The organism is Halobellus ruber (genome assembly GCF_014212355.1).
GTDB lineage: Archaea > Halobacteriota > Halobacteria > Halobacteriales > Haloferacaceae > Haloquadratum > Haloquadratum rubrum.
On record NZ_JACKXD010000005.1, the window covers coordinates 259315 to 271075 of the forward strand.

Here is an 11761-nt window from a genome sequence, read left to right on the forward strand (position 1 = left end):
TTAGAGGGTGACGATGTGGTCGACGCCGATCCCGCCCAGAGCGCCGTAGAGGTCGGGGAAACACCCGACGGTCACGTCCTCGAAGGTGTTCCGCGGCTCGTAGCGCTCGCGGCCGCTGTCGTCGGTGCCGACCTGTTCGGCGAGGCCGCGTTTCTCCGCACACCGGTCACACAGCATCAGCAGGATCTCCTTCTCGTCGGCGACGTCGACCAGCCGCTCGCCGAGGGGGTCGCCCTCGCGGAGCACGAAGGCGTTGTCGTGGAGGAAGAACATCCCGGCGACGTCGACGCCGTGGCAGTCGGCCTCCAGTTGCGGGAGGATCATCTCGCCTAAGACGTAGTCGATGGTCTGGCCCGCAGTGCTGAACACGTACGCGACTTTCATACGCGCGCTCCGTCCGGTGCAGTGAAAATTCTTGCCTACGGTCGGCGGTACCGTGTGCCCCGTCGGCCATCGTCGCTAACGGATTCCCCGGTACCGAACATCTTCGCGCAGTTACAGCCGACAGCGAGGGTACCATAGATGAGCCGTCACGTGTTCATTTCACGATACCACGGCCGAATCACTCGTGTGAGTCCGCGTGTGAATGTACCGCTGATATTTCTACCAGGTTGCGTTGACGTTCATAGCGGCGTGCTGATACTGTTGGTTATAACTACGTGAAGATTTTCGACACCCCGGGGTGTCGAAATCCGCCACGCGACTATAGCCGACAGTATGAGTACAACGCGCGAATCTCGCAGTATATACCTCCCGGTTCCTGCAGTGGAATCGCGTAGCACGGGACAAGACGTTCCACTGGAATCACATTAGGTCATCATTTTGTATCTTTAGCAGGAATACACCGACTATGGTCCCCTATATCAGCGACGTTCTGTTTAACGAGCCACGAGGTCGCCCCAACTCACTCATCCAGTTTGGCGCGTCGCTCTCCTTCTTGTGTATATTCGTGTATGTTTGGAGTGTCGGCGAGGCTGGAGAAGTCCCGTGGGTACTATTTCTCATCGTCGGAACTGCGCTGTCCGGAATTGCTGAATCTCTTCCGAAACCCCGACGATGGGCGGCTGGTCTATTGCGTCTCACAGCCATCCTCGTACTGGTCTGTCTTCTCGCCATTACGTTCCTCGCTCCGGACTACATCATCGGGTACTGGAAGGTCGCTTTTTGAACTCACAGTAGTGAGGCTGATTGTTAGATTACTACCGATACTCTGAGCCACGTGGGGTTATCATACTGATACTGTCGGCGATAACTACGTGAAGATTTTCGACACCCCGGGGTGTCGAAATCCGTCACGCGACTATCGCCGACAGTATGAATTCACCCTCTCTATTCAGCAGACAACTACTGACAGATGCCGTAGATGTTACATCGAATTGTGCTGCATAGAGAGCGCGCATCAGCCACCGTAAGGCGTAGGAATCAGTGCCGCTCAAACGGGTCGATACGTGCCACTCATATGTGAACCCGCCCTCAGGACGTGATAACCTCGTTCGGAATCACATTTGAGACGTAGAGCAGAGCATAGATTCAGTATCCGAGTGGATGGGCGTCACCTCGACAGAGCAGTTCGCAATCAAGAAGCCGCGGATTTGTAGACCGGTAATCCGACAAAAGCCAAGCCTAAAACGCCGATTATAGCGGGCAGAGGGTTAGTCATAACTGGCAGCGGGTTACTCTCCTTTTTGAGATACGATTTCGAGGGCGAGCCTCGCACAACGTAGGCCGTGGTCGTCTCCCCGACATTGTACTGGTCGATTCTGTCTTCGGCGGCAGTCCTTGTGTTGGACGTTTTTGTTCCTATTCCCGGTCTGATGTTGTCGGAAGTGTACTGGGTTCCGTTGTACGTGTAGCTGTACGTAACGTGGGGTGTGTACCTACCTCCGTTGTCCGAGGAATAGGTGATATCTTTGCTCTCTACGGTGGCTTCAATCTGTACTCCGGATGAGAGGCTTTGCTGTTGGGAGTATGCCATGTATCCAGCAGCTCCGAGCAGCATAACCCCCAGTGTTATACTTATCAGAGACAGCTTCGACACATCCGTGATTATTTAGGAATATTAAATACCGGTTTCGGTGTGTTTCTCACTGCGCAATGCACTAATCCGCAGGGAGGTTGGGCCCCCGCGACAGCGGCGGGAGGTCGCCTGTCTCCTTCACCCGCTCCCGGGCTGGTTCAACACCCGGATCGTCACACAGCGTCACAGAGTGATATATAGAACCTCTCCGTGCAGCAGTAGTGGTTTGACAGAAGGGAGATCGGTCGGTTATTTATCATAGACTCGACGGAGTGCGTCGGCAGTGGCAGTTCCGGAGATACGGCTGTACTTCCGGGCGGTAGCAAGGTCGCCTCATCCCATCAGTGCTTGTAGCGGCACCGGAGCGACACCCTTGTGCGCGTGGTGGCTGGCTGCAGTGGCCCGTAGACAGTGTGGATAGATCCATCCAGTGAGATCCGCTTCGTCGGCGGCTTCTTTGACGCGCCGGGTAACTGTTGACCGCGACCGTGGGAAGTCACTGTAGCGGTTTGCGAACCGCCCGATACGGAGTTCGATTCGCAGTGAGAGGTCGACGGGAATCGACCGAGCTGGCGTGACGGTCTTTGGATGCCAGCGCGAACGAGAGCGTCAGCTTCAGTCAGTTGGTCATTGTGGGCGACTGACGGGCCTGTCGTCGGCGGTAGCCGCAGTCACACGACTCGTGCTGTGGGATGCCGATGAGTTTGCGGTTCCAGTCCGGCCGTGACGTATCGAAATGGGCAATTTCCCCAGCGCGGAGCCCGGGCAGACAGATGAACTGCGCCTCGAAGCCACGTGGTGCTGGCAGATCACCACACGCCTCCAATAACAGTTCGAATTCCCGGTCGTTGAGTACACCCTCGCGCGAATGGCGGGTGGTCAGTGCTTGTCGGTGTCGATCGGCCCATTCGCTCTCCGATGTTCCTTGGTGAACCATCCTTCGCAGGAGTGTGGTGACCGGAAATGAGCATCCCTCATACTGTCGGCTACAGTCGCGTGACGGATTTCGACACCCCGGGGTGTGGAAAATCTTCACGTAGTTACAGCCGACAGTATGAGTTCACACGGGTATCATTTAGCGTCGGTACGGCGGGAGGCCCTCAGACTGCCAGCTTACCGCAATGGTGCCGTCACTGTCCGAGGAGCTCCACACGACGCGTAAATCTTCGATTGTCGGGCCGGTCGGAATTTCGTACGGAATATATCCCGTTTGCTCGCCACCTGGCTGTAGCTTGGTCGGTATGTATGGCTCCCCTTGGTAAATCGGTTGTTCGACAAGTGCAGTCCGATCGTACCGTGTTTCACTCGGGAAGAGTGCAACACTGCTGGCAGCGGGTCCGCTCAACGCACGTTCGGTCTCGTTTCTCACCTCAATAGGTACAAAAACCCACTGACGGTCGTCTTTGGACGCGGTCCGCTCAATCCCGTCCGGGCTTACGTATGAGTATGTCTGCTGTAATCGAGGCGTCCGTACGCGCACCTGATAGCCAGCCGGGCTCCGATGGAACTCCGCCCATTCGAGCGACGCTGGACGTGTCCGGATTGTGGTCGTCGGAGCTGATTCGCCCACCCTGAATTCGTATCTACCGAGATATGTCAGTTCATACGGCTCTGAGTCGACTGTCACCGACTCACCCGGAGGAATTTCTCCGAACTCCTGAGTTGGGCCCGTTTGCCACGCACCGTTTGCACGTCTTATGAATAGTGGCGCACTGAATCGCCCTGCTTGACCGCCGGTGTTCGTTACCGTCGTGGTGATAGTGACCTCACTACCGATCTCCACGTCGTCACTGTGTTGGTAGGTTATCCCGAAAGAGGCCGGTGTTGGAGTCGCTGTTGCCGTCGGTGTCTGTGTTGTCCCCTTCGTGGGTGTCCCTGTCGGGGTATCCGGTCCCTGCCCGTTACAACCGGCTCCAGCCGTTGCACACAAGAGAGCTACCAGCTTCCGTCTCGTGAGGGCCTTCTTCACACGCAGTCCAGTCGCTTCGGACAAGTTAAGCTACTGGCAGGAAAGCACTGGAGTCAAGCTGCTGCGTTCGTGTATTGATCACCAACAGCTATGGACGGCTGCTCTCGTCAGGTACTGTCCGACTCCCCTGTGAAGTCGAACACAATCACCTGAGTGGTTCGGCAAACGACGATAACAGGTCCAGGTACTCATACTGTCGACGATAGTCGCGTGACAGATTTCGACACCCCGGGGGGTGTGGAAAGTCTTCACGTAGTTATAGCCGACAGTATCAAACAGAGCACAGACGAGAGTGAGGGTGTCATAGAAGACTTCCCACACCCCGAACCGGAATCGGTCAACACAGGGAACTAACTAAGCGATTCTACAGCGAAATAAATAGACATCGGAGCATTTTCCGGGGCCAGCAAATCAGCGTAAACTACTGGAGCCGTCTATCTCTGTCTCAGTCCTTGGCCGCAAAGTGGAGCGTTCCACTACTCCGCTCAGTCAGTGCTTCTTGATCCCGGCGGGAATCGATCACGGCCCCACAATCGGGGCACTCGTAACTCAGCGATTCGGTGAGTACGTGGAGAATCCAGTCTCCGTTAATACGGCTTTCGTGACCGCACTCAGGGCAATAGAGTGTCACCTTATCGACCGACTGTCGCTCAGAAGTAGAAGTGGAGGGCTTCATTCCCATATATTCTCTCTGGACAGGCATAACCATTCGTACTTCAGCACGAGCCCCCACTCAGTACAGATCAGTTACTGACCGTTATGACGGAGAAGTAATCCATTCTTCTTGGCGACAGGAGTGATTGTATTTTTCAGCGTTACTCCTCAGAGGTAGTATCCGGAACGAACAGCAGTACCTGTTCTCCCGGCGTCAGGTTATCAACGAGCAATCCAAACTCGTCACGTTCAGCGAATGAGCGAACGTCGGGTTCGGGGGCCTCTTTGTCGTTCCGTTCACAGACGAGTTCGAGCGTACCAGTGTCGTCAGCTCGAAGTGTGAACTCTCGCATGCGCTACCTTACTACAGTCTCGTGTATAGATGTACGCACGAATGCGTCCGGCAAGACCCGACAACGTAGATTGCTCAGTACAGTTACTTCAGGAGACGATTAATTCCAGAACCTCAGTCCTCTACTCTGGAAGAATTCCGATTCATATCCGTGACAGTTATTGCGAATGTTTGCCCACACTTACAATTGACTCGACACATTTCCGCATCTGCCTTGATCCAGTTACCACAGTCGCACCGTATCTGTATCCTTCGTTCCTTAGACTGATTGACATTTCTGTTCATATTTATAAAATCCTATGCCAAACATATAGCTTCCACAGTTCACCAGAACTACGACAACAACTTTTCCAGTGAATGCCATACAATTCTCAGTTCGCAAGCAGATTCTCACGCCTGGTTCGACTGTGAGATCCTAAAATAAACACCGTGACAACTCTTCTATGACACCCTGTCAATACTGTTCAACAAAATGGACGTAGAAACGGTTACGTCGCAAGACCTTTCGGAGTAAAGGACTGACTGTAGACTGTGATTCAATCTTCAGAGCGCAACGACGAGGCGACTGCTGAAGACAAGACACCGCACGGTGCTCCGAAACCGGAGGACTTCGATGGCCGCGAGCGAGAGGGTGAGGAGAGGGAGATTCCCCCAGAGGTCCGCGACAAACAAGAAGACCGCTACCAAGACAAGTCCGGTGTGGCGCGCGAAAATGCGAATCCTGACCAGCACCGCGACGAGGAAGAGTACGACTAGATTCTCACCCGTCTGACACGAAGGATGGAGACTCCAAGCTGAGCGCACTACATCTATCCGACCAGAGCACAAACGTCCACCCGTTCGCGAACTTCTCGCAAGCCCGTGAGTTCCTCGACCAAGAGTGTAATTTCCCCATCGATCAGGAGACCCTCGTCCAGCAGGTCGGTGACGCCGAACTTGAGGCCCTCGAAGCGCAAGCAACGGAGGCCGAAACGATCAGAACCGTACTCAGTCGAACCGAGGAGTCCACCTACCAGACGGCAGACGACGTGTATCACGCCATCATCGGCACAGTCAACGACGCGTACATCGGTCGGAAGCACTACGATGATCGTGGGGGAGTCCAACGACCCACGCACGACTCAGTCCGGCAGGATGTGACACCGACGGACAGAAACGTGGAACATATGACCGGAAATGAGGGAGTAAAAAAGGGAGAGAGATTCGAACCAGCGGAGGAGAACCGGCGAGAGATAGACATCGAAGATCAAGGGCAAGCGATCGATGCGGAGGAGGAAGTGAATCCTGACGTTGCGCCAGTGGATGGTAAAGATATTGACCCCGGCCCCGAAGGGGTGGGGGCCCAGGAAGCAACTCAAAAATCGGGGAGAGCACCGACCAAGATACTCGATGAGGACGCTGACTCGGCGGACGAATAGTCCCGACCTCCACAGGCGGCCTGCTGTATCCGCGCGTTGTATTCAGCAGGTCGTTCTCAATACAATCTTGATTTGACAGAACCCTCGACGTTCAATAAGCGCGCGTTCATCTCACGGCTATTTCGTTGCTGTCGAGGCGAAATAAACGACGACCAACTGCTGCATACAATCTCTGTATCGGTCACGCCGGTACTGACAGACACCGAGTAGGTGGAAGAGGCTCTGCTGAATAGAGGGCGCGAATCTGGCACAAATCGAGGTCGGTCTGTAGAGAAAGGATGATCGGTCAGTACAGACGATACACTGACGGAACGTTTCATTCAAATGCCGAGGCTATCTTTGATTGCCGAGTCGATTTTCACCATGTCTGATGACGGGACAGATCCAATATTCTTTTTGACACGTTCGTCGATGTCGATGACTCGGATTTGACTTAGATCTGCCACTGAATCGTGATCGAGGGAAGTATCCGAAGCCAGTACTTCCACCTCGAACGGGTACGTGTCTCCAGACGTGTACTGCGTTGTGAATGGAGCGATGATGGTTGTCGGTGAGTACTGATTCCCAACATCGTTCTGGATGACAACACAGGGCCGGCTCTTTCCTTGCTGCTCACTCCCTTTCGTGGGATTCAGTTCGACGATGACAATGTCGCCGCGGCGTACCTGCACACTTGACTCCAAAATTCACTCGCTCCAGCCGGGTGCGTCACCGAGATGGCCGGTTGCTTCTGCGGATGCCTCTTCCATTTCTTCAGCCAACTCACGAGACCGCTCGGCTCTCTTTCGATATCCTTCGGCAAGCCGTTCCTCATCCGTCGGCGGTTTGAGTATGATCTCGCCATCCACTTCGACGAATTCGACCTCGTCGCCGCCTTCGATGCCACGACGGTCCCGCAGTTCCTTCGGAATCGTCACCTGCCCCCGATCTCCGACTTTCCGTTTGTGTTCGGGCATGCTCATTCATACTTTTTTCATACTGATATAGATGTCGGTGGCATACCCATTCAATTCGCACGCGCATTCTATTGGCTGGTTCAGGATTCAGATGGAGAAAGTAACGCAGTTCCCGTGATGACTACAACCTCTATGTCCAGCAGGCGGTTCTTGACAGGGTATGGATAGTTATGGAGCGGACGTGATACGGCGTTCGTCTGGTCCGCCGAGTCGATCCGTCACGCTGATCCCTCCCGCCGGTGACGGCCCTCGGCGGGAGGAAACGAGCGTCGTCAGTATCAGTCGTCTTCCGCTGGCGCGATGTCGGACGTGTCGACCGCCTGAATCGGCTCTAACCCCCGCATTCTGGCGTGGAGTTCGGAGAGACCGTACACGAGTCCGATGAGGACGCCGACCCCCACCAGAAGCAGGAGCAGCGGAGAGACACGGGTGTATCCCCAGACGAGCATCAGTACCGCCACGACGACTGCGACGGTCCCGGCGTAGTAGAGTTGCGTCCGGACGTGGTCGATGAGATCAGCACCCGTGAACGTCGAGGACAGCACGGTCGTATCCGAGATGGGTGAGCAGTGGTCACCGAAGATCGCCCCCGAGAAGATCATCCCGACGATCACCGACACCAGCTGGTGGCTCCCCGCCAGATCCCAGGCAACGGGGATGGCGATGGGGGTCAGGATCGTCATCGTTCCCCAGGAACTGCCCGTCGTGAAGGCGATGAACGCGGCCGTGACGAACACGACCACCGGCAGGAGTTCGGGCGTGAGGAACGCGTTGACGACGCCGGCGACGTAGTCGCCCGTACCCAACGCCGAGACGACTTCGCCGAGCGACCACGCGAGCACCAGGATCGTGACCGCGGTGAGCATAATCCCGAACCCGTCGATCGTCGTATCGACGCTTTCACCCAGTGAGAGGATGCCGAAGACGTACCCGAGGACGTACGTCGAGACGACCATCCCAAAGGATCCGAGCACCAGCGCCAGGGCGTAGTCGGCGCCTTCGATCGCGCCGCGGAGCGTCGCGTCCCCGAAGAGCCCGCCGCTCCAGAGTGCCGTCACCAGCACGCCCGCGATCAACACGAGAATCGGGAGGATGAACGACGACAGCCGGGGGTTGTCGACGTTGGGGCTGCCGAGATCGCCCTCGACGTCCTGCATCGGTCTGGCGTCGTCGCGGGTGACCTTTCCGGTCTCGGCGGCCCGCCGCTCGGCGGTCAGCATCTCGCCGTAGTCCCGCCCGGAGAGGACGATGATGCCGACCATCGCGATGGCGAGAACGGAGTACATATTGTACGGAATCGAGTTGAGAAAGACGGTGAACGAGTCCGGAATCTGTCCCTGAGGGATCCCCGTGGCTTCGTACCCCTGTTCGATCATCGACAACTGGAACGCGACCCACGAGGAGATCGCGAGCGTCGCCACCGGCGCGGCCGTCGAGTCGACGAGATACGAGAGCTTCTCCCGGGACACGTGGAGGTTGTCCGAGATGTCCTTCATCGTGCTCCCGACGACCGCGGTGTTTGCGTAGTCGTCGAAGAACAACACGACGCCGAGTAGCCACGTCATCACCCCGGCCTTCCGCTGGGTGTCGACCTTTTCGAGCGCCCAGTTGCGGATCGCGTGTGAGCCGCCGAGCCGCCACATCATCGCCACCGCCGACCCCAAAAGCAGGGTGAAAACGATGATCTGGGCGTGGAACACGCTCTCCCCGACCGCCGTCGCGACCCAATCGAAGGTCTGGACGATGCCGAGGTTCTCGGCGAAGATGATGCCACCAGTCCAGATGCCCAGGAACAACGAGAGGACTGCTTTGCGGGTGATGATCGCCATCGCAATAGCGATCAGGGGCGGGACGACCGAGAGGAATCCTCCTTCGACCATACGAATCGATATCTTATAACAACCATTTAACGGTATGGGGCGACCCCGTCTACAGCACCCTTGTTATTAGTGCTCGACTACCGGTAACAGATGTATGGACACCGTCTTGGTCCCGTACGACGGATCGACGCTTGCACGTGGGGCACTGGAGTTCGCCTGCGAGAAGTTCACCGACGGGGAGTTGATCGTCCTGTACGTAGTCGACACGTCGATCAGCCTCGAACCGGAGACGTACGTCGGGGTGAAACTGGGCGAAATCTACGAGAGACGCGAGGCTGAAGGCCGGGAACATCTGGACGAGGCCGCGGAGATCGCCGGGGAGTACGGTCGGTCGATCACGACCGTGCTCGATCACGGCGAGCCGTCGAAGGTGATCCTCAAACAGGTCACGGAACACGACGCCGACCACGTGGTGATGGGGAGCCACAGCCAGGGAACGATCGAGCGGTTCTTCCTCGGTAGCGTCTCCGAACGCGTCGTCGAGCGAGCCCCCACATCGGTGAGCGTCATTCGGGAGTGACAGCCGGGTGAACGCCTCACGACGGTCCTATCGCCGACCCGCCCACGTTCGACACTCCGGGACAGCCGTCGTCTGCGTCGGACGTCCGGAGCCTCGGTACAGTCGCGCGGTCGGGGTCTCCGCGGCGGCTACCGGAGAGCGCGGGCGGATCAAGGGTCTCGACAGCTTTGCCGGACAGCACTACAGCCGAATCCGGTATGGGACCGACGACACCCGGCAACCCCTACAGTCCCGGCTCGATGGGCTCGCGGTTCTGGAAGGCACAGAGCGTCCTTCGCGATGACGAGTGGAGCACTACGGGCCGCGAGCGATCGCAGCAAACGGTCGGTGTGCAACAAAGTTCTTAACTCGGTTCACCGGGTATACGAACGTATGAAACACGTGAAGGTTCCGCAGGACCGCATCGGCGTCCTCATCGGCGAGGGCGGGGAGACGATGCGCGAGATCGAGGAGCGGGCGGAGGTGCGGCTCGACATCGACTCCGAGTCCGGTGCAGTCGCGATCGACGAGGTCGGCGACCCCGTGGCCGGGATGCTCGCCCCCGACATCGTGCGGGCGATCGGGCGGGGCTTCACCCCCGAGTCGGCGCTGTCGCTGCTCGACGACGACCTCCGGACGTTCGAGCTTGTGGATCTCGAATCCCACACCCGGAACAAGAACGACCTCCGGCGACAGAAGGGGCGGCTGATCGGCGAGGACGGCCGCACCCGCGAGCTGATGGAGGAGCTCACCGGCGCGGAGGTCGTGATCAAAGGGTCGACGCTCGGTGTCATCGGCCAACCCGAGGAGGTCGACGCGGTCCGCCGCGCGGTCGGGATGATCCTCGACGGCGCGCCCCACGGCGCGGTGTACTCCTTCCTCGAACGGAAGCACAACGAACTGACGCAGGGGTTCAACGTGCGGCAGTCCGGATAACAGCCGGCGAAACGGCCGAAGTCAGGCGATCCCGTCGAGGTGTTCCGCGACCGCCTCGGGCGCCGACAGGAACGGCGAGTGGCTCGAATCGATCGACCTGACATCGTCGCAGGGGAGCCGTTTCCGCATCCGTTCTTGGGTCGCCGGCGTGATCGCGTTGTCCTGCTCGCACCCGATGTACACGCGGGGGAGGCTGCCGAAGCCCTCGTCGCTGGTCTGCATCGGCGTGACGAGCCCCGCGAGCGGCTCCGGTCGGAGTAACGAGGTCGCCAGCGTCACGTCGGCGTCGTCGCAGTCGGCGTAGAACGCCTCGCGGAGCGCGTCCGCTTCGACCGTCGCAACCCCACCTTCCTCGTCGACGACCAGGCTCTGCGTGACGACCGACTCCTCGTCGGCCTCGGCGTACTCGAGCAGTGCCTCCCCGTCGTCCAGCAGGAACCCGGTGAGGTAGACGAGGGTGTCGATCTCGTCCGTGTACGCCTCCGCGGTCTGTGTGATGACCGCGCCGCCCGTACTGTGGCCGACCAGGATCGCCGGGTCGGACTGCGCTTCGAGCACTTCGCCGCCGCGTTCGACGTGGTCGTCCATCGTGACCTCGCCGACCGGCGTGGTGTCGGTGCCGTGCGCCGGGAGGTCGAGGGCGGCGACCGTGTGACCCGCCGACTCCAGCCGCGGGAGGACCTTGTGCCAACACCACGCCCCGTGCCAGGCGCCGTGAACGAGGACGAACGTGCTCACGGCGACCCGCCTCCGTCAGTCGGCAGGGCGGTTGCCATACCGGGGCTACGCCGGAGACGGAGTTACAGTAGCGTTTGCAACTGGTTGCACATCCGATCGCACGACCGCGTGCGATCGAGTGAGCGAAGACTTGCAAACGCTACTATAATCCTTGTCGGTGACGCCACCGGCCGCCCGCGGCGGTCGATCCGACTGACGCGAAGTCGGTATATAAAAAGCTTTGTTTGTGTATACTTCCCACGGTCTGTTCGGGCCGTCCGGCGGTTTTTTGCAACTACATACGACACATTTATATAGAATCACAAACAATCATCGGGCGACTATGTCTCAACGAATGCAAGA

General features: G+C 58.1%; 13 protein-coding genes and 1 pseudogene. 6 read left to right on the top strand and 8 right to left on the bottom strand.

From position 1 onward, the window contains the following. Nucleotides 1-384 carry a SaoD/DsrE family protein gene (locus H5V44_RS14425; protein ID WP_185193836.1) on the bottom strand — a complete coding sequence of 128 codons (384 nt, stop codon included), beginning with the start codon at nucleotides 382-384 and terminating at the stop codon, nucleotides 1-3. Between the two features lie 466 nt (nucleotides 385-850). Between H5V44_RS14425 and H5V44_RS14430 the strand changes: the two genes are divergently transcribed. Next, a complete protein-coding gene (locus H5V44_RS14430; RefSeq protein ID WP_185193837.1) occupies nucleotides 851-1168 on the top strand; it encodes a hypothetical protein in 318 nt (105 codons plus the stop codon). 408 nt (nucleotides 1169-1576) lie between these two features. Here H5V44_RS14430 and H5V44_RS14435 read toward each other — a convergent pair whose 3' ends face one another. The 3 genes from H5V44_RS14435 to H5V44_RS14445 form a co-directional block, all read right to left on the bottom strand. After that, on the bottom strand, nucleotides 1577-2038 hold the full coding sequence (locus H5V44_RS14435; RefSeq protein ID WP_185193838.1) for a DUF3592 domain-containing protein: 462 nt from the start codon (nucleotides 2036-2038) through the stop codon (nucleotides 1577-1579). Nucleotides 2039-2636: 598 nt separating this feature from the next. Further along, nucleotides 2637-2954 (bottom strand): hypothetical protein, encoded by a 318-nt coding sequence (locus H5V44_RS14440; protein ID WP_185193839.1) that lies wholly within the window; start codon nucleotides 2952-2954, stop codon nucleotides 2637-2639. Nucleotides 2955-4801: 1847 nt separating this feature from the next. Then, a complete protein-coding gene (locus H5V44_RS14445) occupies nucleotides 4802-4993 on the bottom strand; it encodes a hypothetical protein (protein WP_185193840.1) in 192 nt (63 codons plus the stop codon). A 530-nt stretch (nucleotides 4994-5523) separates the two neighbouring features. On the opposite strand from H5V44_RS14445, the gene H5V44_RS14450 reads away from it, so the two are divergent. From H5V44_RS14450 to H5V44_RS14455, 3 genes and pseudogenes are all read left to right on the top strand, one after another. Continuing rightward, nucleotides 5524-5748, top strand: coding sequence for a hypothetical protein (locus tag H5V44_RS14450; protein ID WP_185193841.1), 225 nt, complete (start codon nucleotides 5524-5526; stop codon nucleotides 5746-5748). Nucleotides 5749-5885: 137 nt separating this feature from the next. Then, nucleotides 5886-6059, top strand: a pseudogene (locus tag H5V44_RS18275) (DUF5789 family protein); the annotation flags it as partial. 69 nt (nucleotides 6060-6128) lie between these two features. After that, nucleotides 6129-6410 (top strand): hypothetical protein, encoded by a 282-nt coding sequence (locus H5V44_RS14455; RefSeq protein WP_185193842.1) that lies wholly within the window; start codon nucleotides 6129-6131, stop codon nucleotides 6408-6410. 320 nt (nucleotides 6411-6730) lie between these two features. Here the strand turns inward: H5V44_RS14455 and H5V44_RS14460 are convergent, their stop codons facing one another. The 3 genes from H5V44_RS14460 to H5V44_RS14470 all read right to left on the bottom strand — a co-directional run bounded on the left by H5V44_RS14460 (nucleotide 6731) and on the right by H5V44_RS14470 (nucleotide 9246). Beyond that, complete coding sequence (locus H5V44_RS14460) at nucleotides 6731-7081, bottom strand: type II toxin-antitoxin system PemK/MazF family toxin (RefSeq protein ID WP_185193843.1); 351 nt, start codon at nucleotides 7079-7081, stop codon at nucleotides 6731-6733. A gap of 15 nt (nucleotides 7082-7096) precedes the next feature. Then, nucleotides 7097-7366, bottom strand: a complete 270-nt coding sequence (locus H5V44_RS14465) for an AbrB/MazE/SpoVT family DNA-binding domain-containing protein (protein ID WP_185193876.1) — start codon at nucleotides 7364-7366, stop codon at nucleotides 7097-7099. A gap of 278 nt (nucleotides 7367-7644) precedes the next feature. Continuing rightward, nucleotides 7645-9246 carry a Na+/H+ antiporter NhaC family protein gene (locus H5V44_RS14470; RefSeq protein WP_185193844.1) on the bottom strand — a complete coding sequence of 534 codons (1602 nt, stop codon included), beginning with the start codon at nucleotides 9244-9246 and terminating at the stop codon, nucleotides 7645-7647. A gap of 94 nt (nucleotides 9247-9340) precedes the next feature. On the opposite strand from H5V44_RS14470, the gene H5V44_RS14475 reads away from it, so the two are divergent. Then, the gene (locus tag H5V44_RS14475) at nucleotides 9341-9766 is read left to right on the top strand and encodes a universal stress protein (RefSeq protein WP_185193845.1); all 426 of its coding nucleotides are present in this window, start codon (nucleotides 9341-9343) and stop codon (nucleotides 9764-9766) included. Between the two features lie 372 nt (nucleotides 9767-10138). Further along, nucleotides 10139-10681, top strand: a complete 543-nt coding sequence (locus tag H5V44_RS14480; RefSeq protein WP_185193846.1) for a KH domain-containing protein — start codon at nucleotides 10139-10141, stop codon at nucleotides 10679-10681. Between the two features lie 21 nt (nucleotides 10682-10702). Here H5V44_RS14480 and H5V44_RS14485 read toward each other — a convergent pair whose 3' ends face one another. Next, nucleotides 10703-11419: an alpha/beta fold hydrolase gene (locus H5V44_RS14485; RefSeq protein ID WP_185193847.1), complete on the bottom strand. Its 717-nt coding sequence runs from the start codon at nucleotides 11417-11419 to the stop codon at nucleotides 10703-10705. Nucleotides 11420-11761 lie beyond the last annotated feature (342 nt).